The following is a 25,004-nucleotide window of genomic DNA, read 5'->3' on the forward strand; positions in this document are numbered from 1 at the left end:
CGGGGAGGACGGGGCGGGATTACCCGTCGCCGCCGGCCAGAGCCGCGCGGCGGACCTTGCCGGAGTCGGTCTTGGGCAGGTCGGCGCGGAACTCAACGTGCCGGGGCACCAGATGGGATTCCAGCCGGGCGCGGCAGTGCTGGCGGACGTGGGCCTCGCTCAGCACGGCGTCGGGGCGGGCTACGACGATGGCCTTGACCGCCATGCCGTCCACCGGGTCGGGCACGCCGATCACCGCCGCCTCCAGAACGCCGTCCAGCTCGCACAGGACGCTTTCGATCTCCTTGGGGCTGACCTTTTCACCGCGGCACTTGAACACGTCGTCCATGCGGGCGACGAAGGTCAGGAAGCCCTCGGCGTCGGCGGTGAACAGATCGCCGGTGCGCAGCAGCGGGGTGCCGTCGGGACCGGGACGCAGGCGCCTGGCCGTTTCCTCCGGCAGGTTCCAATAGCCGCGCATGACGTTGGACCCGCGCACCACCAGTTCCCCCACCGCGCCGGGCGGCAGCCGGTTGCCCGCCGCATCGGCGACATAGGCGTCGCAGTTGGGAATGGGCCGCCCGACGCTGCCGATGCGGGCCGGCAACTGGCCGGGGTCGAGGGTGCAGACCCGCGTGCTGCATTCGGTCAGCCCGTACATGGAAAAGAAGCGCACCTGGGGAAACATCTCGGATATCCGGGCCAGATGCGCGCTGGGCAGCGGGGCGGCGGCGTTGGTCATGTAGCGCAGGCTGGACAGATCCGCCGCCTTGGCCGCCGGCATTTGCAGAAGGGTGGAGAACACGGTGGGCACGCCGGGAAAGCCGGTGACGCGGTGCTCCACCATCCGTTTCAGCGTGTCGGCGGGAAAGGCGAAGGAGCGCTCCAGCACCAGCGTGAAGCCCACCAGCGCCCCCGTCATCACCTGCGACAGCCCATAGCCGAAGGTCAGCGGCAGCACGCTCAGCACCACGTCGTCGGGGGTGTTCTCCAGATACTGCGCGATGGAACGGGTGACGGCGCACAGGTTGGCGTGGGTCAGCATCACCCCCTTGGGCCGCCCGGTGGTGCCGGAGGTGTAGAGGATGGCCGCCAGATCCTGGTCGATCACCCCCGCCGCCTCCAACGCCCGGGGGGTGCCGTTCACGGCATCGGCCACGGTCAGCACCGGCACCGGGCAGGCATCGGCCAGGGCCGGCGGGGCGAAGACCATCCTCACCCCGCAATCCTGCAGGATGAACGCCAGCTTGTCGGGCTTGGTGGTGGGGTTGACGGGAACATACACGGCCCCCGCCTTCCAGATGGCGAAGAGGGCGATGACGTAATCGGCGGAATTGTCGAGCATCACCGCCACCCGGTCGCCTCGGCCCACCCCGGCGGCGGCCAAGGCCCCCGCCGCCGCCGAACTGGCCCGCGCCAGGGCGGCGAAACTGACCCCCCGTCCCCCCGCGATCAACGCCGTGTGATCCGCCCGCCGTTCCGCCGTCTCATCCAGGAAGTGATGCGCCAGAAACCCCATAGCCCGCTCTCATCATGGTTGATTGATGGGTTCCAAGGGCCTGTGGCCCCTTGGTGGGGGCCGGAGGACGAAGCCTCCGGCAGCGTCACGCCGCGTCCCGCAGCAACTGCTTGGACCCGACGAAGCGGGCGATGCGGGCGACGGAATCCAGATTGTCGGCCACCAGATCCTCATCCTCGATGGTGATGCCGAACTGTTCTTCCAGGAAGGCGACCACATGCATGATGCCGGTGGAATCGATGATTCCGCTTTCCAGCAGGGATTCATCATTGTCGAAGCCGGAATCACGCCCCAGCAGGAAGTTATCGACGATGAAACTGCGGATTTGCTGGGTGTGAACAGCCGACACGGAGATCTCCTGCCCAATGGTGGTAAGCATGATGAACCGGCCTCCTGAGTGGATGGTCTTTGGAATGTCGGGATGGTTGTATTGTTTATTGCATCGCACGGGGTTTTTTGCGAGGGAGCAAAGGTCAAGCCCTGCGGGGTTACGATGGGTTAGCCATTGTGATGCCTGCACTCGCCTGTTTGTCCGTTGCCTTTCGCCGCCACGACGCCTTCAGCATGCGCAGGGCCGCCGGCAGGCCGGTCAGTTGCACCGCCAGCCATGAAACGGACGCATCGTCGGAGATGGGGAAGCCCTTCAACTGGTACGGGTCGGCGTCGGGGCCGTTCCAGCCCGGTTCCACCGTCCGCCCGGTGCGGTAGCCGAAACGGCGCAGCAGGGCGATTTCCCGCGGACCGTAATCGCCGTTGGGATAGGCGAAGTGGCGGCAGGGGCGTCCCAGCGCCGCTTCCACCTCGTCCCTGCAGGTGCCGATCTCGTCGGCGGCCTCGGCATCGCCACAGCGGGGCAGGATGGGGTGGTGGCGGGTGTGGCCTCCGTAATCGGCGATGGCGGCAAAGGCGTCCGCCTCTTCCCATGTCATGGCCTGTGGATGGGGGGCGTCGGCGTCGGGATCGCTGCCGGCCTCGGCCAGACGGCGCCGGCGCTCGGCGTCGGGCAGGCGCTTGAGGCTTTCCGGCCCCAGCTTCCGGGCTGCCGGCGTCTTCCACCAATAGGGCCGCGCGGTGCCGACCACCCGGCTGCACAGATAGATGGTGGGGCGTATCCCGTAGTGCCGCAGCAGGGTTCCCAGTTCCAGGTTGCCCCGGTGGCCGTCGTCGATGGTGACCACCAGCGGGTAATCCGGCAGCCGGTCCCACCGCTTGCTTTCCAGCGCCTCGGCCACGTCGTCCAGGGTGACGAAGCGGTAGTGCCGGGCGTAGTACGCCAGATGCGTGCGCAGGACGTCGGGTTCGGGGTCGTGATAGATGGCGATGGTGACCCGCCGGCGGGCGCACAGGCGCCGGATCAGACGGTCCAGGCCCAGGCCAAGGATCAGCGGCCCCAGAAGGTGTTTGGTGCTCATGGTTCACGCTCCCCGATGGTGGCGGGACGGCGGGGCAGGGGGGATGCCGGATGGGCGCGTGGGGGCAGCCCGTTGCGGCGGTAGATCTCCAAAAGCCGCCCGCGGTAGGCGGCGATGTCGTATTGATCCTCGAACCGCCGCCGCGCCTCGGCCGCCAGGGCGGCGCGCAGCTCCGCGTCGTCCAGCACCTGCTCCAGGCTTGCGGCCAGGGCCGCGGCGTCTCCGGGTTCCACCAGCAGGCCGGAGCCGCCGTCCGTCACCGCCTCGTGCACCGAGCCCACGCGGGTGGCGACGATGGCCAGCCCATGGGCCATAGCCTCCAGCACCGCCATGGGCAGCCCTTCGAACAGGGAGGGCTGGACCAGCACGTCGGCGGTCGCCAGATGGCCGCGGCACTGCTCGGGCGTCAGCCAGCCGGTGAAGGTTACCCGGTCCGTCAGCCCCAGCCGCCGGGCCTGCTCCTCGTACGTGGCGCGGTCCCCGTCCCCGGCGATGGTCAGCGTCCAGTCCCGGTCCCGGCAGGCGGGGGAGGCCAGGGCGTCCAGCAGCACGTTCACGCCCTTGATCGGGATCAGTCGGCCCAGGAACAGCAGGCGCACGGGCCCGGCGGCCGGGCGGTCCGGCACCGACGCCGGCCCCGGAACGGCGTTGGGCAGGACGGTGATGCGGCGGGCGTTGGGGAAGGTGGCGGTGGTGAACTGGCGCCAGTAATCCCCCAGCACCACCACTTCGCTGCACGCCCCGATGACCCAGGCGATGGCCCGGCGGGTCAGCGGGCCGGCGCGTTCCATCTGTTCGGGAAAGCGCCCGGCGTGGAGGTGCAGCACCACCGGCACCCGGAACAGCGACGCCAGCGCCACGATGATGCCTTTGCGCAGCACGCTGCCGTAATCGGCCATGTGGACGTGCAGCAGTTCGGCCCGTCCGCTCAGGCACGCCGCCGTCAGCCGCAGCACGGCCCATGCGAAATGGAACGGCATGCGCCAGAACCGGCCGGGGCCGTAGGTGTCGATGACGGTGAAGGCCACGTCGGGGGCGTTGGCCTGCAAGTCGCTGGTGAAGTTGTCGACGATCCGCCCCATGCCGCCCTTTTCACGGGTGCCGCCGGGGGTGACGATGTAGATCATGGTTCTTTCCTTCCCTCGGGGCATCGGCATCAGCGTGGACCGCTGTAGGCGGCGGACGGGCGGTCGGCGGTGCCCGGTGACACCCCCCCGGCGGCGGCGCGGTGGATGGCCTGAAGGCGCAGGCAATAGCCTTCGATCTGGAAAAGCTGTTCGAACAGCCGCCGGCCCGCGGCGGCCAGACGGGCGCGGGCTCCGGCATCGGCGGTCAGGGCGGCCACGGCACCGGCCAGGGCCTCGGGGTCATTGACCGGCACGATCCGTGCCGTTTCCCCGTCGGTCAGCACCTCGGGGATCGAGCCGACCGGGGTGGTCACCACCGGCAGGCGGGCGCACAGCGCCTCCAGGATCACCATGGGCAGCCCCTCGTGGGTGGAGGGCAGTAGCAGCAGGTCGCTGGAGCGGATCAGCGCATGGGCCTGGTCCCGCGTGACCCAGCCCAGGAACTCGGCCTCCGCGCCGACGCCCAGGTCGCGGGCCATGCGGGTATAGCCCTCCACATCCCCCGCCCCCCCGAACAGCAGACGGAAGCGCAGCCCCTGGGCCTTGAGCAGGGATGCCGCCTTCAGCGCGGTGCCGATGCCCTTGCGCTCGCACAGGTTCGCCAGGATCAGCAGGCGAAAGGGGCGCCCGCTCTCCTCCGGCGGGTCGAGGGTGGGGCCGGGCGTGGGGGCGATGTCAGGAACGGCGTTGTGCAGCACATGAACCCGGTCCGCACGCACACCCACCGTGTGCACCAGATAGTCGCGCCAGCCGTCGCCCAGCACGACCACCCGGTCCGACCGGGTGAACAGCCAGCGCGACAGGGTGCGGGCGGCAGCACCGCTTTCGAAATACTCGACGAAGTTGGCCCCGTGCAGGTGCATCACCGCCGGAACGCCCAGCGCGCGGGCGGCGGCCAGCACCACCGCCTTGCGCACCACGCTGCCCCGTTCCGACACGTTGATGTGCACCACCCCCGCCCGCCGGCCCAGGGCCAGCGCCGCCAGCCGGCCCAGGGCCGCCGCCAGATAGAAGGGGGACAAGGCCACATGGCCGCCGCCGCGGGTGTCGAGAACCACCGGGTCGTACCCCGTGGCCCGCAACTGGTCCACGATATAGCCGGTCACCCGCCCCATGCCGCCCCCGTCCACGCCGCCGGGGGTGGCGAAGACGGCACGGGGGGATTCGTCGCGTTCGGTCATCGCTGGTCGTCCTTGAAAACAGAAAAAGTCAGGCGGGAATGGTCATGCGGGGGAGGAGGCGGAATAGACCGCCCGCCGGACCCGGCGGCGCAGGGACACCGGCATCAGGGAATGCAGTGCGAACGTCGCCATGCCCACGGCACTGGGGTGCCCATGGGCCAGCGCCGACAGCAGGATGCGCATCCGGGCACCGGCCGTGCGCGCCGCCGCCTCGCCCCCCATGGCCTGGAGCAGCAGGGCGGCGTAGGCCCGCGGGGACAGGTGCGGCTGCATGGATTCCGCCCATTCCAGCGCATGGTCGAAATTGTGGCAGGTGGACAGCGTGACCCGGTTGGATTCGGCGTAATGGACGCATCCCACCTCGGGTACCGTGACCAGGGCGCAGCCGTCGATCCGTCCGGCGGTGATGAGCCATTCCCAATCGTCGAAGCGCGACACCGGGAACGGGTGGCGCAGCAGCAGGTCCCGCGGCGCCATCAGGGTGGAGGTGGGGGCGAACGTCTCCCCCTTGAACAGCCCGTGGCGGACGAAGAGATAATCGCCGATCCCATCGCCCGGCCCGGACAGCCGCCGCGGCCAGACGAAGGTGCCCCGCGCGGTCACCACCTCGCACCGGCAGCTCATGATGGGAAAGGGGATGTCCGCGGGCACCCCGGCCAACTGGGCGGCGATCTTGCCGGGATGCCAGTGGTCGTCGTCGTCGAGAAAGGCGACCCAGCGGCCCGTCGCCGCCTCCACGCCCCGGTTGCGGGCGCGCGCCGCCCCGCCGTTGGCCGCGGGGACCAGCACGCTCAGCCGCGGATCGGCGATGGCGGACAGGGCCGCTTCGGTGTCGGGATCGGGGCCGTCGATGACCACGATCACCTCGATGGCCGGGTGGGTCTGGGCCAGCGCGCTGGCGACCGCACGCATTACGAGATCGGGGCGGAAACGGGTGGGGATCACCACCGACACCCGGTCCGCGGACGGGGAATGAGGCGTTGCCATGATCTTCCTGTCTGTTGAGGGAAAGGGGCGGATCAGGCGGGAAGGCGTTCGGGCCCGCGGTGCGGCGACAGGCACAATCCCGCCCGCCACAGCAGCGACACCCGCACCACCCCGATCACGAACACCACCCAGTTGAGGGAATGACGCTCCATGAACAGGCTTTCGGAGATGGAGATCGCCAACTGGCCCAAGGCCACCGCCAGCACCCACCACGTCTCGTTCCGCGGGTCGCCGTAGCGGGCGGCCAGCGCGCCGCCGGCCAGCAGCTTCAGCATCAGCAGCGTCATCAGCACCAGCCCCGGCAGGCCCATGTCGAGCATCACCTCGATCCACCCGTTGTGGGCGGAATTGATGCCCCAGCCGTCGGTGTAGACCGCCGCCGGCCCGTTGCTGCCCCACCAATAGGCGGCATAGCCCCACCCGCCCATCCAATGGGCGCGCAGGTCGCCCAGCGTGTGGTCCCACAATTCGGTGCGCCCGGTCAGCGTCATGTCGCGGCCCAGGGCGAACAGGATGTCGCGGGTGAAGACCGCCGTCAGCAGCACCGCCACCACCAGCCCGAAGGCCAGCAGCGCCGCCATGGGCACCAGCACGTCCCGCCGCCCCCGCAGGCCGCGGGCCAGCAGCAGCACGCCCACCACCAGGAAGGTGGACAACAGCGCCGTGCCCGACTGGCTCAGCGGCAGCATCACCAGCCCCATGGCCAGCACGCCATAGGTGACGGTGCGCAAGCTGCCGCGGATATGCCCGTTCAGAAGCAGCCAGAGGGTGGACAGGAAGAACCACACCAGCATGCGGCCGGTGACGTTCTTCTGCCAGAACACCCCCTTCCACGCCCCTTCGTGCAGGAAATGGTCGATGCCGATGGCGGGGATGGCGAAGATGAAGACATAGGACACCACGATCAGCCCGCCCAGCGCCGTCGCCAGCAGCGACAGCGCCTCCGCCAGACTCCAGCGCAGGCCCATGTAGACGGCGAAGGTGGTGGTGAACAAAAGCGCTATGGTCCGGCGCACGGTGATGTCGGGGTGCAGCGACCACACCGCCGACAGGCCGGCCAGCAGGATCAGCGCCGTCAGCACCGGGCTGATCAGCGGCACCTGCACCGCCAGCCGCGGGCGGTTCATCACCAGGGCGATGATGACCAGATAGACGGCGGCGTAAAACAGCATGACCGCCCCGCCTTCGTCCGCATCGGCGGGCAGGGCGCCGCCGTTCATCAGCAGCGCCGGCAGCACCGTGCCGCCGAACGCGGTGAGCACGAAGATGGAAAGCGCCTTTTCCACTGTCTGGGACAGATACAGCATGGGGAACCGCCGCTCCTGTTTCCCGTGAAACGATGGGCCTGTGAGAGGCAGAATGGCGCGCCGCGCACGGGCCGGGTAAGCCGCGCGGGCGGGGTAGTGCCATGAACACCCCGCCCGGCTCCTTGGGTCTATGAGGGTGTTACGACCCCTCGCCCTTCAGGACGACGAACACGGTTTTGAACAGGATGGTGAAGTCGAACAGCAGGCCGCAGTTGCGGACGTAGAACACATCCATCGCCACCCGCTCCTGAAAGCTGGTGCGGTGGCGGCCCGACACCTGCCAGTACCCGGTCAGGCCGGGGCGCACGGTGCCGATCACCGCCGCCGCCGCCCCCACCTCCGGCAGTTCGCGGGGCATGTAGGCGCGCGGGCCGATCAGGCTCATGTCGCCCATCAGGATGTTCCAGAGCTGCGGCAGCTCATCCAGCGAGGTCTTGCGCAGGAAGCGCCCGATGGGGGTAATCCGGGGGTCGTAGCTCAGCTTATGATACGTCGCATATTCCTCGCGCAGCACCGGGTCGGCGTCCAGAAGGCGCTTCAACTGCGCTTCCGCGTCGATGTGCATGGTGCGGAACTTGAGCACGTCGAAGGTCTTGGCGCCGCCGGCCCAGCGCTTCTGCCGGAACATCACCGGGCCGGGGCTGTCCAGGCGGATGGCGATGGCGATGCCGGCCATCAGCGGCGCCAGCAGCAGCAGCAGCATGCCGCTGACCAGCACGTCCATCACCCGCCGGATGCGCAGGTACGCGGTGGGCTGGCGCAGCGACAGGCGCAGGGCCGGCGAGCCGTACATGTCGTGGAAATTGGCGTCCATGGCGGTGACGTTGCCCTGGCCCAGCATGCAGTACACCTGGCGGAACGGCAGCCCGCGCAGCAGGCCCGGCAGGTCGCGGGTGCCGTCCGGGGTCTCCGCCACCACCGCGGCGTGGGCCTGGTGGGCATAGGGGGAGGTGCGGGTCAGCAGCGACACCGGCCCCACCACCGGCACCCCGGCCACCCGCGTGTTCCAGCGGCTCTCGTCGTCGTCGAAGAAGGCCACCGGATTCATGCCCAGCCACGGCAGGCGCTGGAGCTTCTCGGCGATGGCGGCCCCCTGCGGCCCGGCGCCGACGATCACCACCGGCGTGCGCCAATGCAGGTTGAAGGCCAGCAGGCACTGGATCAGCAGCAGGTCCACCGCCACCGTCACCACGAAGGCCAGCACCGCCACCGCCAGCGCGCCGGCGAAGAAGGAGCGGAAACCCTCCAGCACGATGAAGGGAACGATCAGCACCGCCAGGCTGAGCATCGCCGCCTGGAATGTGCGGCGCATGCGCTCGGCGGCGTCGAAACGGGTGGCGGTGTAGATGCCGAACACCGATTTGACCAGCGGCACCAGCATCAGTCCGGCCAGCAGCGCCTGTTGCGCGGTGTCGGCGTTGGTGCCCGCGGCCAGCGGTACCGCCATCTGGGTCAGCATCCACCCCAGCAGGGTCAGGATCACCCCATCGGACAGGGCCAGGAGAAAGCTCATTCCCAAGGGCGGTAGAGCCATTTTCCGGGGAGGAGCGAGATCGAGAACCACATCCGGGTCAATTTTGCTCATCGTTGGTCCCGCTTTTTTCCAATAGCCCAAAAGTATAGGGCAAGAAATTCTGCGGCTTTCGGGTGATGGGTACGGTAATGGACCCGCGCCGCAAAGGTTAACGAAGAATTAAGGATGCAATGCGGAACCCGCAAAAGCTCTTCCGGGTGCGCACTCCCGGTGCCGGGGTTCTCCCGGCGGGTGTCCGGTTGGGATGAACCCTTCCCCGAACGCACCATTGCTGCGCTGCCAAGGGATGAGCAGGTTTGGGGGGCAAAGCTGAGAGCAAGGAGCAGCCATGGCGTCCGAAGCGGGCACAATTCTCCGGCACGGGTGGATCTACGGCATCGCCAACATCGTGAACCGGGCCGCCGGCATCCTGCTGCTGCCGCTCTACACCCTGGTGTTGACGCCCACCGAATTCGGTGTCTACGCGCTGGTGGGGGTGGTGGGGGATCTGCTGGCGGTGATGCTGATGATCGGCATGAACAACGCCTTCACCGTCGTCTATCTGGAGCAGGCGGACGAGGACGGGCGCCGCCGGGTGGTGTCCACCGCCGTGCTGGCGCTGGGGGCCACGGTGGCGGCGATGGTGGCGCTGGCGTGGCCCGCCGGCTGGGCCGCCAGCCACGCGGTGTTCGGCGACGGCGCCCACGCGGCGCTGATGGCGCTGGCGCTGGGCAGCGTGTCGATCACCGCCCTGTTCGAGCTGGCGCTGGCGTACCTGCGCGCGTGCAAGCGGTCAGGCGCCTGCCTTGCGGTGTCGTTCGTCAAGGCGGTGGCGCTGCTGGGTCTCAACGCCCTGTTCCTGCTGGGCCTGGGGCTGAAGGTGGAGGGGATCTTCCTGGCCAACGCCACCGCCTTTCTGGTGCTGGGGGTGGGGCTGGCGGTGGCGATGCTGCGGGCCAACGGGGTCGGCTTCTCGGTGTCGGTGCTGCGCACGCTGGTGCGGCTGGGCCTGCCCTACCTGCCGCAATCGCTGCTGGACATCGCCAACAACTTCGTCATGCGCTGGCTCTTGAACGCGCTGCTGACCACGGCGGCGGTGGGGCTGTTCTCGTTCGGGATGCGGCTGGCGGTGCTGCTCTACATGCTGCTGACCGCCTCGTTCCTGCAGATCTGGTCGGTGCGCCGGCTGGAATCCCGGCACGAGGCGGTGGACCCGGCGCAGGCGCGGCTGGTGTTCCATCTGTTCATCGTGCTGCTGGCGGCTGCTGCCGCCGGCATGGCGCTGGTGGGGCCGGAACTGGTGTGGCTGACCGCCTCTCCCGATTACGCGCCGGTGGTGGCGTGCCTGCCGTTTCTGGTGCTGGCCTATGTGCTGCACGGCATCCGCATGCACCCCGAAGTGGACCTGATGAAGGCCCAGCGCATGAACGTGCTGCCGTGGATTTCCGCCGCGTCGCTGGCGGTGGGCACGGGGTTGGCGGTGGTGCTGGTGGCGCGCTGGGGCCTGATGGGGGCGGCGCTGGCGAACCTGGGGCGCGAAGTCTTCCAGCTTGCGGTGACGGAGACCGTGCGCCGCCGTCTGTGCCCCGGCGACGAGCCGCTGCTGGCGGCCCGTCTGGCCGCCATCCTGTTGCCGGGCGTGGCGGTGGTGGCGGCGGGGATGCTGCTGTTCGGCGATGCGGTCAACCCGGTGTTCACGGCGGCCAAGGTGGCGCTGACCGGCCTGTTCGTGCTGGCCGCCGTGCTGGGGCCGGGGGTGGGGGCCGACGGGCGCGCCATCCTGTTTCCCCTGCTGGCCGGGCTGGTGCGGCGGCCGCGGGTGGCGTGATCCCTTTCCCCTGGAAACCCTGAATAAGGAAAAGGGCCGGCCGCGTTTCCGCCGCCGGCCCCGTTTTTTGCTTCCGGCCCTTACGCTCCCAGCAGCGACGGGTCCACCAGATGGCCGGTGGCGTCCACATAGACGACGCCGCTGTCGGTCGTGACCTTCTCGTAGGCGCTCAGGCTGGTTGTGCCGACGCTGGCCGAGTGGCTGTCCACCCACGACGCCACGCTCTGGCCGCTGTCGTTGATCAGCCCCACCCCGGTACCGTCGGCGATGGCCGCCTTCGACGGGCTGGACAGCAGCAGGCGGAAGCTCTCCACCCCTTCGGTCACGCTGTCGCCCATCACGGTGACCGCGATGGTCTTGGCGGTTTCCCCGGCGGCGAAGGTCAGCGTGCCGTTGGTGGCGACGTAATCATGCCCGGCGGTGGCGGTGCCGTCGGCGGTGGCGTACTTGACCGTCACCGCGTCGGAGGAAGCCGCCGACAGCTTGACCGTGAAGTTCATGGTGGCGGTGCCGGCGGCGGTGCTGCTGCCGGTGTACATGGCCGGCTTGATGGCGTTGATCTTGTTCATATCGACGGTCTTGTAGTCATCCAGCAGGATGCCGCCGGTATCGCCGGAGTTGGGGGTCCAACCCCAGTAGGTCCAGCTCACCCCCTGCTCGCCGGGCTTCAGGTCGTTGATGCCGTCGGTGTTCCAGTCGCCGTTGATGTACTGGATGAATTCCTGCATCCACGCCTTGTCCTGGGCGGTTTCCAGGCGGCTGCCGAATTCGCCCACCAGGATGGGGGCGTCGCCGTCCTGGACGATGTGGCCCCACATCTGGTTCCATTTGGCCGGCATGTTGTTGGGGAAGTTGGCGTCCTTGAACCAGTCCATCATGTACATGGACGGCACGTAGTCGTGAACCGAATAGACCAGCTTGTGATCGACGTTCAAATCCACGTCGCGGGCGTTCTGGCCCAGCAGGTTGCCACCCCACCAGTACCACTGATTGTTGTAGATCTCCGTCCCTTCGACGATGATCAGCAGGTTGGGGTTGACCGATTGCACCGCGTTGCCGATGCGCTGGGCCGCCGCGGCCCAGTCGTTGGCCGACCCGTCGCCCCAGCTCGCAACGCCATGAGGTTCGTTGTGCAGGTCCGCCCCCACCACGGTGGGGTTGTCGGCGTAGCGGGCCGCCAGCATCTTCCAGTTGGCGATCATCTTGGATTCCGGGTACTTGGAGTCGTACCACAGGCCGTTTTCGTTGGCCGACGCGCCGTCGCTGGAACGGTGGTGATCCAGGATCACCCGCATGCCCTGCTTGCCTGCCTCCGCGATGATCTTGTCGAAGATCTGCAGGGGCGACAGACCCTGCAGGTCCGGGTTCAGGCTGTAGTCGATGCCGCCGTTGGGCAGTTTCTGGTCCAGCATGGCATCCGACCACGGCAGGCGGATGGTGTTGAAGCCCAGATCGTGCATCTTGGTGATGGTGTGCTGGTAGCTGTCGGCCCACAGCCCGCCGGGTACGAAGGCGTACCCCTCGCCGCCGAACCAGTTGACGCCGGTCAGCTTCACCGCCGTGCCGGTGCTGTCGATGATCTGACCGCCCTGGGTGGACAGCCAGCCGGCGGCGATGCCGGCCTGGGAACCGCCCGCCGGTTCGATGATGGTGGCGTCGCCGATCGACAGGGTGGGCGTCGTCGGGGCCGGCGGGTTGGTGCCGCCGCCGGTGGAGCCGGGGAAGTAGCCCTTGGGCGCGTTGAACACCAGCGTGCCGTCCCAGTACAGATCCTTGGTCCCGGCGATCACGTCCTTGCCGTCGAAGGCGCCGCGGTCGAAGGTGACGCCGCTGTCGGTGGGCGCCATGGCGTGGCCGTTGACGGTGATGCCGTTGATGTAGAGGTTGCGGCCCACCCCGTTGATGGTGGCGTCGTTGTCGTACTGGATCTGGATGGCGTGGGCCTGATCGGCGGACACGCCGTCGAGCGTGAAGGTCTGGGTCGAGGCCTTGGACACGGTGGCTTCACCCATGACCTTGCCGTCGATCATCAGCTTGTAGTGCGCGCCCACCCCGCCGGCCACGTCGGCGTTGGCGTTGACGGTGATGACGGTCTGGGTGGTGGGCGTCGGGGTGGGCGGCGGGGTCACCGTGCCGGGGAAATAGGTGGATGGCGCGTCCACCACCATGGTGCCGTTCATCCACATGCCTTTTTGCCCGGCGATCACGTCCTTGCCGTCCAGCGCCCCCTGGTCGATGGTGACCATGGCCGCGGTGGGGCTGACCTTGTTGCCGTTGATGGTGATGGCATCGACGAACAGGTTGCGGTCAACGCCGTTGATCACGGCGTCGTTGTCGTACTGGATCTGCACCTTGTGGCCGGCGTTCAGCGCCAGATTGGTGGAGAAGCTGTAGGATTTGGCCGCGGTGGTGCTGGCCGACGCCTCCCCGATCACCACGCCGTCCACCAGAACCTTGAAGTGCGGCCAGATGTTGCCGGCCTTGGTGCCATAGGCGCTCACGATGATCTCGCCGGCGCCCATGGCGGGGGCGGTGGGCACCGTGGGCACGGTGGGCGTGGTGGCCGATTTGAAGTATCCGGCGTTCATGTCGAAGGTCAGGGCGCCGTTCCACCACATGCCTTCCTGCCCGGCGATGACGTCCTTGCCGTCGATGGCCCCCTTGTCCAGCGTGACGGTGGAGGCGGTGGAGGCCATGGTCTGGCCGTTCACCTCGACGGATTTGACGAACAGGTTGCGGTCAACCCCGCTCACCACATCGTCGTTGTCATAGACGATCTGGACCTTGTGGGCCTGATCGGCGGCCACCTGGGCGGTGAAGCTGTACTTTCCCTGCGCGGTGGAGGTGACGGAGGCCTGCCCCACCTCCTTCCCATCGACCAGCAGCTTGAAATGCGGCCATACACCGCCGGCAACTGCCCCCCACGCGTTCACGGTGAAGGTGGTGTCGATCAAAGAGGTGGTCGTCGTCGCCATGGTGATTACCCCAAACCGATTGAATTTCTGCAATCGACACTGGGGCGGATTGGTTAACCAATTCTTTCCGACGATACGACGAAGGATAGAAAGCCGTGACAAGAAAGGTCTATGACCATTGAAGCTCGCCTGTGTTGTTTCAGGCACGGTTGGTGTCGTTTGACCATTATTGCGGCTCTTTCTGCTCTATTTTGTTTCCTCTTTTTGTCACGGGCTGTGAGGCCGCCGCCGGCTGTGGGGGATGGCTGGTCTGCGCCCGCCGCCCTTTCCCCGGTGCTGTCCCTTCCCGCACACTGCGCCCCGGATCGCCGGTGCGGCGGATGGACGCGGGGGGAGCAGTCAACGGTGGACGACGGAACGAACGACTATTTGCAGGCCGGCACGCCGGCGTTCCGGCGGGCGCGGATCAGCCTGTTCGTCGCGGGCTTCTCCACCTTCGCCACGCTTTATTGCGTTCAGCCGCTGATGCCGGAATTCGCCCGCGACTTCGCGGTCAGCCCGGCGCAATCCAGCCTGGCCCTGTCGCTGTCCACCGGATTCCTGGCGGTGTCCATGCTGGTGGCGGGTGCCGTGTCGGACGGGATCGGGCGCAAGCCGGTGATGATGGCGTCCCTGCTGGCGTCGGGCCTGTTGGGCATCGTGGCGGGGCTGGCGCCCGACTGGCACTGGCTGCTGCTGGTCCGCGCGCTGGAAGGGGTGGCGCTGAGCGGCCTGCCCGCCGTCGCCATGGCCTATGTCGCCGAAGAGGTGGACCCCCGTGCCGCCGGGGTGACCATGGGCCTTTACATCGGCGGGACCGCGCTGGGGGGCATGTCGGGGCGCGTGCTGACGGCGCTGGTGGCCGACGTGTCGTCGTGGCGGGCGGCGGTGGTGACGGTGGGGGTGCTGGGGCTGGTGGCCGCCGGGTGGCTGGCCGCGGGCCTGCCGGCGTCGCGCCGCTTCGTCCGCCGGGCCGCCGGCCGCCGGGAACTGATGGAGGCGTGGCGCCGCCATCTGGCCGATCCCGGCCTGCTGGGGCTGTTCGCCATGGGGTTCCTGACCATGGGAGCCTTCGTCACCGTCTATAATTACGCCGGGTTCCGGCTGGCGGAGGCGCCGTTCGACCTGCGTCCCGCGGTGGTGGGCACCATCTTCCTGGTCTATCTGGCCGGCGTGGTGGGGTCGCCGTGGTTCGGCGGGCTGGCCGGGCGGCTGGGGCAGGGGCGGGTGCTGCCGGCGGCGGTGGGGCTGACGCTGGCGGGGGTGGCGCTGATGCTGCCGCCGTGGCTGCCCACCATGACCGCCGGGCTGGCGCTGTTCACCTTCGCCTTTTTCGGCGCCCATTCCATCGCCAGCGGCTGGATCGGCCAACGGGCCAAGGTGGCGCGCGGGCAGGCGTCGGCCATGTACCTGTTCTGCTATTATATGGGTTCGACCGTGGCGGGCACGGCCGGCGGGCTGTTCTGGTCCGGCTTCGGCTGGCCGGGGGTGGCCGGGTTCGTCGCCGTGCTGCTGGGGGCCGCGCTGCTGGTGGCGCGGCCGCTGGGGCGCATGGCGCCGCCGCGGTAACGCTGCGTCACTCATTTTGCCGAAGGAATCGTCTTCATGGCCCGCCTGACCATCTATCCCGACGACGCCCCCCACGCGCCGGAACGTTCGACAGCCGATCACGCCACCGTCGCCGCGTGGCTGGCCGAGGCCGGGGTTGCCTTCGAACGCTGGGACGCCGGGGCGGACCTGCCCGCCGGCAGCGATGCCGGCACCGTGCGCACCGCCTGCGCCGGCCCCATCGCCGCGCTGATGGAACGCAGCGGCTATCACTCCATGGACATCGTCGGCATCACCCCCGACTCCGCCAACGCCGCCGAGATGCGCGCCCGTTTCCTGGCCGAACACACCCACGACGAGGACGAGGCCCGCTATTTCGTCGAGGGTGGGGCGTGTTTCTTCCTGCACATCGGCACGCGCGTCTATGCCGTGGAATGCACCCGCGGCGACATGCTGAGCGTGCCGGCCCTGACCCCCCATTGGCTGGACATCGGCGCCCGGCCCCATTTCACCGCCATGCGTTTTTTCACCCGCGCCGACGGCTGGGTCGCCGCCTATACCGGAAGCCCCATCGCCCGGAGTTTCCCGGAATATTGTCCATAAAGGTTACAATCTTTCCGAGGGATGATCAGGACGCATAGCTTCGTCTGCGCACAATCGCCGCAGCCCGCCACCGGCTGTTGCGGTGGCTCATAGATCTTGCTTTAGTAGGTATATAATTTGGGCAAGAGCCTCAGCCGAACGGGGGAGCGCGTGGGTGCCATTGCAACGCCGAAGCAAGCCACCATTCCAGCCAGCGGCAATGATTTCATCGACCAGTCCCATGATGCCCTGGTGCGTCAGGTCCGCACCCTGAAGGATCAGTGCCACGCCGGGGCGGAGCGGGCCGAAATGGCACCGGAATTCACCGCTTTTGTCGGCAACGTCACCGGCCATTTCCAGCACGAGGAAACCATTCTGCGCGCCATCGGCTATGGCGGCTGGTCGGAGCACGCCGGCCAGCACGACACCATGGTGGAACAGATGGACCGTCTGGTGGCGTATCTGTCCGAATGCGACTGCGCACCGGGGTTCATGGGAACGGTGGCCGACACGCTGGACGCCGTGCTGTGCCAGCACGAAGGCCGGCAGGATGCCGCCCATGCCGGCATCGTCGCCGCCCGTTCGCGCCTGTCGCCCGGCGAAGCGTTGATCGCGTGGGACGACGGCCTGTCCACCGGCGTTGATCGCGTGGACGGCCAGCACCGGGCCCTGGCCGACAGCATCAACACGCTCTACCGGCTGAGCCGCGGCAACGCCCTGACGCGGGCGGAGGAGGAGAGCATGCTCCTCCACCTCCTCCACGATCTGCAGATGCATTTCGTCGAAGAAGAGGCGCTGATCCGCCACAACGTGTCGGTCGCCCGCTATCTGCAGCACGAGCGCCATCATCAGGCGCTGGAACGGCAACTGGAGCATGTATCCCGGCTGGTCAGCAACGGGACCGTGAATCTGGCCGCGCTGACCGGCGGTTTCCTGCGGTTCTGGCTGATCGACCACATCGTGGGTGCCGACCGCCCGTTGCTGTTGGGTCGTAATAATGCGTAATTATGCTGCTTAGAAGCGGAATTTTTATTAACGTCCGATTATAGATTTCATCCTAACATTGTGGCTGCCGTCGGGGACCGGCTGGAAGCTTCGTAGGGACCGCAAGTGGGGAGGGGATCGTCATGATTGGTTCGGCAACATCCGGGGTCGGTGGTGCGGCGGCGCAGTGGAAGGCGCTGACGTCCACCAACGGCGCGGCATCGCCCGCCGCCACGGGGAACGTGTTCAAATCCACCGGCGCCAAGGGTGACAGCGTGTCGGTCAGCCCGCTGGGCGATGCGCTGACCGGGATTGCGTCGGACGTCTTCAACGCCCTGGACCCCAAGGCCCGCCAGACGCTGGAGGGGATCGTCAAATCGGGCCGCATGTCGGCGGACGAGGTGGTGCTGGGCCTGCAGTCCATGGCGACCAAGGCGGTGTTCAACCGCTACACCGCCGAACGCCCCAAGGACGAGGACGACAAGCAGCGCCTGGCCCAGTCGGAAGCCCATTCGCAGGCCATGCGCAATTTCTCCAGCGTCATGGGGGCGGCCCACGACAAATTCACCAAGGGGATGGCCGCCGTGCAGGCCGCGCAGGAGCGTGGCGAAATCTCCATGGACGAGATGCAGGCCCAGCTCCGCCCGCTGACCGAACAGATGCAGGCGGAAATCGCCCCGGCCCAGGCCGAGATGATGAAAACCGCACCCGCCGATCTGGCCGCCGGCTTCGCCAAGAACGTCAACGGCTTCAAGGAAGCCATGAAGACGATGACCGGCGGCGACGGTTTCGTGCCCTTCGGCGACGAGGCGGCGACGGCGGCGGAACAGAAGCTGCAGGAGGCCGGGTTCACCGCTTTCGTTTATGGTGACGCCCTCAAGACGGTGGCCAAGTCGGTGGACATTCCCGGCATCGGCCGCGCTGCCGGTGCTCCGCCCCTGGAAAGCGAGCTGAAGGCCAAGGTCCAGGCCGGGCAGATGACCGCGGAACAGGCGGCCCAGCAGGCCGGTTCCACCGCCAAGGCTTCGACGTCGGCCAGCAGCGGGGCAGCCACGGTCCTCAGCCAGGCGGTGGAGGCCCACGAGGAGAAAAACAAGAAGAAGACCGGGCAGGCCGAGGACGCCGGATTCGCCGCCATCGACCCCGCGGTCGCCGGTCTGGACAAATCCCAGGCCGCCCTGTCGGTGCTGAAGGCGGCGATGGAAGCGAAGTCCAACAAGACCAAGGGCATGACCAGCGGCCAGACCGACGCCAACGCCACCATCATCCTGGACATGCTGAAAGCCGCCGACGGCAAGAAGACCCAGACCGTCACTCCCGACTCCGTCTTTACCACCGGTACGAATCAACTGGTGTGAACGGGGCTGGACGTTGGGCAAGCGGGCAAGGGCGGCGTGCCGCCCTTGCCCGCACGTCTTTGATAAAGGTGCATGTCCCCTTTTCCCCCGCCCCTGAAAATAACGCTTGCATCCCGCGCCAAAAAGCGTATTTAGCCTTTCAGACGCACATCGCACGTGCCTATGGCCCACTGTGGTTATGCAACGACGTACCCCGCGTCCTTTTTGGCAGAGCCGGTCTTGTGGATCGGTCCCGAGAGGGAGGTCAGTATGTTGTCCCGTCGCCACGGCAGGGCCCCCAGACGGTAAACCCCGCCGGATTCCCGACGCATTGAACGACCGGAGCGTTTGACGCCCGGCGCTGTGCGCGGCCCGGCATTTATCCGTTTACCCCACCATCCCCCGATTTTCCGCACCGTCCGCCCGCACCATATTGGCTTCATGGTCCGGGGCGGTTTTGTGTGCGGTCATCCGTTTGGCAGGACCGGCCACCGGCGGTCCTGGGAAGGAGTGCGTCATGGGCTTCATCCGCTCGCGTTCCGCCGTCGCCCCCCTGCGCCGTGGCGTTTCCGCCGCCACCGGCCGCCGGACCTCCGTCGTTCAGGCCGTCGCCCAGCACCGGCCCGAAGATCCCATGCTGTGCCTGCGCCCCGGCGTGCTGCAGGACACCGCCGCCGGCATGGTGTCGGCCTTCACCGCTGCCGCCGGTGGCGATGTGCTCTATGCCGTGAAGTGCAACCCCGACCCGGCGGTGCTGCGCGCCCTGTGGGACGGCGGCATCCGTCATTTCGACGTGGCGTCGCTGGGGGAGGTGCGGCTGGTCCGCCAGATGTTCCCCACCGCCATCCTGCATTTCATGCACCCGGTCAAGAGCCGGCAGGCCATCCGCAGCGCGTATTTCCAGTATGGCGTGCGGGACTTCGTGCTCGATTCCCTGGAGGAGCTGGGCAAGATCCTGGTGGAGACCGATGACGCCGCGGATCTGGGGCTGATCGTCCGTCTGGCCCTGCCCAAGGGCAACGCCGTCTATGACCTGTCCGGCAAGTTCGGCGCGCCGGAGGGGGAGGCGGTGGCCCTGCTGCGGGCGGCCCGCACGCTGGCCCCGCGCGTCGGCGTCAGCTTCCATGTGGGCTCGCAGATGATGGAGCCTGCGGCCTATGAGCGCGCCCTGGCGCTTGCCGCCCGCGTGATCGAGGAAGCCGACGTGACGGTGGATATCGTGGACGTGGGCGGCGGTTTCCCCGTGTCCTATCCCGATGTCACTCCCCCGCCGCTGGGCGATTTCATGGACGCCATCGCCCGCGGGCTGGCCGCCATGAATCTGCCCGCCCGGACCCGCGTGTGGTGCGAGCCGGGCCGCGCCCTGGTGGCTGCCGGCGTGTCGCTGGTGGTGCAGGTGATGCGCCGCAAGAATGACGTGCTCTACATCAACGATGGGGTCTACGGCACCCTGTCCGACGCCGGGGTTCCGGGCTTCCGCTTCCCCGCCCGTCTGGTGCGGCCGTTTCACGGCGAATCGGATGCGTCGGTGGGGGCTTTCTCCTTCTACGGCCCCACCTGCGACAGCGCCGACCGCATGGCCGGTCCCTTCTTCCTGCCGGCGGACGTGCGGGAAGGCGACTGGATCGAACTGGGCCAGCTCGGCGCCTATGGTGCGTGCCTGCGCACCGCCTTCAACGGCTTCGATCAGGTGCGGCTGGTGGAGGTGTTCGACCCGCCGCTTCTGGAAACGCCGGGCCACGGGATGGCCGGCGGGGCTGCACGCCCCGCGGGTCACGAGGCGGATGCGGGCGCATCCGTGCGTGTGGCATAACCCTACGGCGTGTGGGCTTACCAAAGCCCCTATCGCCTTAACCCGCCCCTTCTGATAGAAGGATTATGGAAACATCCCCTCGATCCTCCGTCTACCCGCTGGCTGGGTGGGCGGGGGAAGGGGGTCTTGCGCATGAACAGCCAAGAGAGCACGGCCAGATAAATTGGGGAGTACCTATCCATGAGCCTCGACATCACGCACTTCACCTTTACCGGCCGCATCGTCATGATCGGCTGCGGGTCCATCGGCCAGGGCGTGCTGCCGCTTCTTTTCCGTCACCTCGCCATCAAGCCGGAACAGGTGACCATCGTCACCGCCGACGAGCGGGGCCGTGCCGAGGCTGATGCATACAAGGTGAAATTCATCAAGCTTCCCCTGACGCCGGATAATTTCCGGCACGTGCTGACGCCCATGCTGTCCAAGGGCGATTTCCTGGTGAACGTGTCGGTGGACGTGTCGTCCACGGCACTGATCGAGCTGTGCCAGGAACGCGGCGCCTTCTACACCGACACCTGCATCGAACCGTGGGTCGGCGGCTACACCGACCCCACCCTGTCGCCCAGCCTGCGCTCCAACTACGCCCTGCGCGAAACCGCCCTGGCCTGCAAGGAGCATTACGAGGGCGGCCCGACCGCGGTCATCACCCACGGGGCCAACCCGGGGCTGGTGTCCCATTTCGTCAAGCGCGCCCTGCTCAATCTGGCCCGCGACAACGGGCTGGCGGTGGACGTGCCCACCACCCGCAACGGCTGGGGCACGCTGGCCCAGCGGTTGGGGATCAAGGCGATCCACATCGCCGAGCGCGACACCCAGGCGTCCAACATCCCCAAGAAGCAGGGGGAATTTGTCAACACCTGGTCCATCGACGGCTTCATCAGCGAAGGCTGCCAGCCGGCCGAACTGGGCTGGGGCACCCATGAAAAGGCGCTGCCGCCCGATGGGCGCCGCCATGATTTCGGCTGCGATGCCGCCATCTATCTGATGCGGCCCGGCGCCACCACCCGCGTGCGCACCTGGACGCCGCAGGAAGGCCCGTTCCATGGCTTCCTGATCACCCATTCGGAGGCCATCTCCATCGCCGATTATTTCACCGTGCGCGAGGGCGGCCACGTGACCTACCGCCCCACGGTGCATTATGCCTATCATCCCTGTGACGACGCTGTGACTTCGCTCCACGAACTGGCGGGCAAGAACTGGTACGCGCAGGAAAGCCAGCGCCTGATGATGGGCGAGATCGTCAGCGGCTGCGACGAGCTGGGCGTGCTGCTGATGGGCAATGAAAAGGGCGTGTACTGGTACGGCTCGCGCCTGTCCATCGATCAGGCGCGCACGCTCGCGCCCAACAACAACGCCACCTCGCTCCAGGTTACGCCCACCCTTCTGGCCGGCATGATCTGGGCGCTGGAAAACCCCAACCGCGGCGTCGTCGAACCCGACGAGATCGACTTCGCCCGCATCCTCGACATCGCCGTGCCCTATCTGGGCGACATGGTGGGGGAATACGGCGACTGGACCCCGCTGCAGGACCGCAACCGGCTGTTCCCCGAGGATGTGGACGCCGACGATCCCTGGCAGTTCAAGAACGTCCGGGTGTCGTAACTCCGGGTGTCGTAACCGCGCCCACGAAAACGGCGGCCCCGTAAGGGGCCGGCGTTTCGGCCGATGCGGGGCATCCCGTGGCAGTGGTTCAGGCAAACCTGTTTCCATGGCGTTGCCTGCCACGCAAAGGCCGCCGTCGCCGACAAGGGCCGCGATGTGTCGGTGACGCCCAGAACCTCGCTGGCATGGTCTGGCGGGCGAAGGCCGGCGGCAGCATCCGGGCCAGTTTTTCGTGGATGCCGCTGTCGTTCCAAGAGGACATCGCCCAGTCGGCAGGGCCGCCCGTCTTGATGACCGCATCACGCAACAGGGATTCGATCGACCAGATGTCGCCGCGGTGCCAGGGCAGGAATTGCCGCGGGGCGTTTGGGAGGGATGCGTGCCCTTGGATGCAAACCGCAGCCGCCCCCGGGGCGGCATGGGAACTTCCCTGCCGCCCCGCGGTTTTTCCGCCCATTCCCGATCCACGCACAGAGAAGGAGAGGATGGAATGATCAGGCATGGATTGATGAGGGCGGCGGTGGCGGGCTGGGCCTGTCTGTTGCTGGTGCCGCCGGCGCTGGCCGACGGCGGGCCGTCCAAGCCGCGGCTGTCGGTGGAGCGGGACGGCGGCGAGCCGGTGATCGTTCACCAGGGCGAAGGCTCGTTCTATGGTGGTGGCTTCCATGGTCGCGAAACCGCCTCGGGCGACCGGTTCGACCAGAACGCCGCCACCGCCGCGTCCCGCACGTTGCCGCTGGGCACGCGGGCAACGGTCACCAATCAGGAAACCGGGCGCAGCGCCGAGGTAACGGTCAACGACCGTGGCCCCTATGCCGGCAACCGTGTGGTGGACGTGTCCAAGGGCACCGCCGAAACCCTGGGAATCACCGGCAAGGACGGCACGGCACCCGTGCGGGTGGAGGCCCGCCCCTCGGATCAGAGCGACCCGCAGGTGCGGGAAAAGCTGGAGGAAAAAGCCGGCAGCCTGGAAAAGCAGGGCCGCTGAGACCTCACCTGAACCATGACAGCGATTTCATCATCCCGCCATGCGGGGGACAGGGGCGGGGCGCTAGTCTTCTGTTCAGCGGCACCACTGACCTCCCGTTCAGATGCAGCTACCGGCCCCGCCCCTCATTCTGCGGCGGGGGGATGGGCCGGATCTCTCGCTTGATTGCTTGTCTTCCCGGCCATCCACTGCCCCGGATCGGCCGGGCAGCGGCCCGGCACCCCGCATCCCCGCCGGCCGCTCTTAACGGCGGGGCGCTCGACACGGAAACGCTGGTGAGGTGTCCACTCCCCTCACCACCCGAACCGTCCTTGCGCCCCGTCGTCCTCTTTCCCCCGTCGTTCCCGTTCATGAACGCACTCTGGCCGTTCCGGCGAGGGGGTAATCAAATACCGCTTCCCCCAAAAATCCGCATACCGCAGTAGTCGCTGCATTTTGCAACGCACCCTGCGAACACACGCTTGGCGGGGTTGGCACCCTCAGGGCGCCTGTGAGTTCTGGTTTTAGATTTTACGATTTTGAACAACCCCTTAGCAGTTCTTTGCCAGCAAATGGCGCTTTCCCCCGTTTTGGCACACGGTTTGATGGGGAAACAAAGCCAAAAAAGATAGTGTTAATGGGGGAAAGTCATGTTGCGCGAAGGGATGAATAAGGGTGTGTCGCTGCGCACACGGCTGATGGGGCTGGTGGTGCTGGCGGTTGCCGCGGTGCTGGTGGTGGCGGGGGCCGCTCTGTGGCTCAGCTACGGGCAGATGTACCAAGACCGAATCAACAGCTTGCGCATGGTGGTGGAAACCGCCCATGGGATGGCCTCGGCCCTGGACCGCGACGTGAACGCGGGTGTCCTCAGCCGGGACGAGGCGTTCAAACGCTTCGCCGATGCCATCCGCGGCATGCGGTATGGTCAAAATGGCGCGGAATATATTTTCGTGACCGATTTCAATGCCACGGTCGTGGTCAATCCGGGACAGCCCGCCCGCGAAGGCAAATCGTCGTACGACACCAAGGACGCCAACGGCGTCTACTTTACCCGTGAGATGGTGAATCTGGCGCAGACCAAGGGTGAAGGCGTGGTGGAATACCATTTCCCCCGCGCGGGTCAGACCGAACCGTCGCCCAAGGTGTCCTATGCCAAGGGATTTGCCCCGTGGGGCATCATGATCGCCACCGGTGCCTATACCGACGACCTGCGCGGTCTCTTCATGGAGCATGCGTGGGCGGCTCTGGCGGTGGTCGGGCTGTTTGCGGTGCCGGTGCTGGTGGCGGTGGGGTGGACCGGGCACAGCATCAGTGCCGCGGTGCGCCGGCTCAGCGTCAAGATGGCCGAACTGGCCGGTGGCCGGCTGGACCTGAGTTTTCCCGAAGCCGAACGGGGCGACGAGATCGGCGACATGGGCCGTGCGGTGAAGGTGTTCCAGGACAACGCCACGGCCAAGCAGCGGCTGGAAAAGGAACAGGCGGAAAGCGCCCGCCGGGTGGCGGAAGAGCGGCGCCAGTCCATGCAGCGTCTGGCCGACACCTTCGAATCCACCGTCGGCGGGGTGATCCGCGCCGTGACCGATGAGGCCGCCGCCATGGAGGGCAAGGCCCGGTCCATGACCGACGCCACGGCCGAAACCGACCGCCTGGCCTCGGCGGTGGCGGTGGCGACCGGGCAGACCGCCGCCAATGTCCAGACCGTGGCCGCCGCCTCGGAAGAGCTGAGCCGGGCCATCACCGAAATCTCGGCCCAGGTCAGCAAATCCTCGTCCATCGCCGCCGACGCCGAACAGCAGGCGGAGCGGGCGAACACCCGCATCGGCGGTCTGGCCGAGGCGGTGGACCGCATCGGGACCGTGGTGGGGCTCATCAACTCCATCGCCAGCCAGACCAACCTGCTGGCGCTGAACGCCACCATCGAAGCCGCGCGGGCCGGGGAGGCCGGCAAGGGCTTCGCGGTGGTGGCGAGCGAGGTGAAGGCACTGGCCAATCAGACCGCCAAGGCGACCGAGGACATCACCGCGCAGGTGTCCGCCATCCAGTCGGCGACCGGCGAGACGGTGACGGAGATCAAGAACGTCGGGCAGGTGATCGTCCAGATCAACCAGATCGCCGGCACCATCGCCGCGGCGGTGGAGGAACAGGGGGCGGCAACCCGCGAGATCGCCCGCAACATCCAGCAGGCCGCCGCCGGCACCAACGAGGTGTCCGCGTCCATCAGCGGCGTCACCGCCGCCTCGGACCAGAGCGGCAAGGCCGCCCGCGAGGTGCTGAACGCCTTCCACTACCTGTCGGAACAGGCCGGCACCCTGAAGCGGGAGGTCGCCAGCTTCCTCGGCACCGTGCGTTCCGCATGATGACGGCGGC

At 67.6% G+C, this 25,004-nt stretch carries 18 protein-coding genes; 9 read left to right on the forward strand and 9 right to left on the reverse strand.

The window, feature by feature from the left end; translation table 11 throughout:
• Positions 1-19: 19 nt before the first annotated feature.
• The 8 genes from M2352_RS15495 to M2352_RS15530 all read right to left on the reverse strand — a co-directional run bounded on the left by M2352_RS15495 (position 20) and on the right by M2352_RS15530 (position 9,025).
• Entirely contained in the window at positions 20-1,498 is a 1,479-nt protein-coding gene (locus tag M2352_RS15495; RefSeq protein WP_264665471.1) for a class I adenylate-forming enzyme family protein, read from the reverse strand.
• An 85-nt stretch (positions 1,499-1,583) separates the two neighbouring features.
• On the reverse strand, positions 1,584-1,877 hold the full coding sequence (locus tag M2352_RS15500) for an acyl carrier protein (protein WP_264665472.1): 294 nt from the start codon (positions 1,875-1,877) through the stop codon (positions 1,584-1,586).
• Positions 1,878-1,986: 109 nt separating this feature from the next.
• Positions 1,987-2,910 (reverse strand): polysaccharide deacetylase family protein, encoded by a 924-nt coding sequence (locus tag M2352_RS15505; RefSeq protein WP_264665473.1) that lies wholly within the window; start codon positions 2,908-2,910, stop codon positions 1,987-1,989.
• Positions 2,907-4,037 (reverse strand): glycosyltransferase family 4 protein, encoded by a 1,131-nt coding sequence (locus M2352_RS15510; protein WP_264665474.1) that lies wholly within the window; start codon positions 4,035-4,037, stop codon positions 2,907-2,909. The genes M2352_RS15505 and M2352_RS15510 overlap by 4 nt, the downstream gene beginning before the upstream one ends.
• 29 nt (positions 4,038-4,066) lie before the next feature.
• On the reverse strand, positions 4,067-5,218 hold the full coding sequence (locus tag M2352_RS15515) for a glycosyltransferase family 4 protein (protein ID WP_264665475.1): 1,152 nt from the start codon (positions 5,216-5,218) through the stop codon (positions 4,067-4,069).
• A gap of 42 nt (positions 5,219-5,260) precedes the next feature.
• Entirely contained in the window at positions 5,261-6,205 is a 945-nt protein-coding gene (locus M2352_RS15520) for a glycosyltransferase family 2 protein (protein WP_264665476.1), read from the reverse strand.
• Positions 6,206-6,237: 32 nt separating this feature from the next.
• Positions 6,238-7,512, reverse strand: a complete 1,275-nt coding sequence (locus M2352_RS15525) for an O-antigen ligase family protein (protein WP_264665477.1) — start codon at positions 7,510-7,512, stop codon at positions 6,238-6,240.
• A gap of 139 nt (positions 7,513-7,651) precedes the next feature.
• Positions 7,652-9,025 (reverse strand): exopolysaccharide biosynthesis polyprenyl glycosylphosphotransferase, encoded by a 1,374-nt coding sequence (locus M2352_RS15530; protein ID WP_264665478.1) that lies wholly within the window; start codon positions 9,023-9,025, stop codon positions 7,652-7,654.
• Positions 9,026-9,374: 349 nt separating this feature from the next.
• On the opposite strand from M2352_RS15530, the gene M2352_RS15535 reads away from it, so the two are divergent.
• Positions 9,375-10,853 (forward strand): lipopolysaccharide biosynthesis protein, encoded by a 1,479-nt coding sequence (locus tag M2352_RS15535; protein WP_264665479.1) that lies wholly within the window; start codon positions 9,375-9,377, stop codon positions 10,851-10,853.
• 80 nt (positions 10,854-10,933) lie between these two features.
• Here the strand turns inward: M2352_RS15535 and M2352_RS15540 are convergent, their stop codons facing one another.
• Complete coding sequence (locus tag M2352_RS15540) at positions 10,934-13,828, reverse strand: cellulase family glycosylhydrolase (RefSeq protein WP_264665480.1); 2,895 nt, start codon at positions 13,826-13,828, stop codon at positions 10,934-10,936.
• Between the two features lie 345 nt (positions 13,829-14,173).
• On the opposite strand from M2352_RS15540, the gene M2352_RS15545 reads away from it, so the two are divergent.
• The 8 genes from M2352_RS15545 to M2352_RS15580 all read left to right on the forward strand — a co-directional run bounded on the left by M2352_RS15545 (position 14,174) and on the right by M2352_RS15580 (position 24,994).
• Positions 14,174-15,376, forward strand: coding sequence for an MFS transporter (locus tag M2352_RS15545; protein WP_264665481.1), 1,203 nt, complete (start codon positions 14,174-14,176; stop codon positions 15,374-15,376).
• Positions 15,377-15,412: 36 nt separating this feature from the next.
• Positions 15,413-15,958: a 1,2-dihydroxy-3-keto-5-methylthiopentene dioxygenase gene (locus M2352_RS15550; protein WP_264665483.1), complete on the forward strand. Its 546-nt coding sequence runs from the start codon at positions 15,413-15,415 to the stop codon at positions 15,956-15,958.
• 150 nt (positions 15,959-16,108) lie between these two features.
• Entirely contained in the window at positions 16,109-16,942 is an 834-nt protein-coding gene (locus M2352_RS15555; protein WP_264665484.1) for a bacteriohemerythrin, read from the forward strand.
• Between the two features lie 122 nt (positions 16,943-17,064).
• Complete coding sequence (locus M2352_RS15560) at positions 17,065-18,279, forward strand: hypothetical protein (protein WP_264665485.1); 1,215 nt, start codon at positions 17,065-17,067, stop codon at positions 18,277-18,279.
• A gap of 496 nt (positions 18,280-18,775) precedes the next feature.
• A complete protein-coding gene (locus M2352_RS15565; RefSeq protein WP_264665486.1) occupies positions 18,776-20,071 on the forward strand; it encodes a type III PLP-dependent enzyme in 1,296 nt (431 codons plus the stop codon).
• A 180-nt stretch (positions 20,072-20,251) separates the two neighbouring features.
• Positions 20,252-21,670: a homospermidine synthase gene (locus M2352_RS15570; protein ID WP_264665487.1), complete on the forward strand. Its 1,419-nt coding sequence runs from the start codon at positions 20,252-20,254 to the stop codon at positions 21,668-21,670.
• A gap of 490 nt (positions 21,671-22,160) precedes the next feature.
• Positions 22,161-22,658, forward strand: coding sequence for a septal ring lytic transglycosylase RlpA family protein (locus M2352_RS15575; protein ID WP_264665488.1), 498 nt, complete (start codon positions 22,161-22,163; stop codon positions 22,656-22,658).
• Between the two features lie 656 nt (positions 22,659-23,314).
• Positions 23,315-24,994: a methyl-accepting chemotaxis protein gene (locus M2352_RS15580; protein ID WP_264665489.1), complete on the forward strand. Its 1,680-nt coding sequence runs from the start codon at positions 23,315-23,317 to the stop codon at positions 24,992-24,994.
• The last annotated feature ends 10 nt before the right edge of the window (positions 24,995-25,004 follow it).

The organism is Azospirillum fermentarium, from assembly GCF_025961205.1.
In the GTDB taxonomy this organism is placed as follows: domain Bacteria; phylum Pseudomonadota; class Alphaproteobacteria; order Azospirillales; family Azospirillaceae; genus Azospirillum; species Azospirillum fermentarium.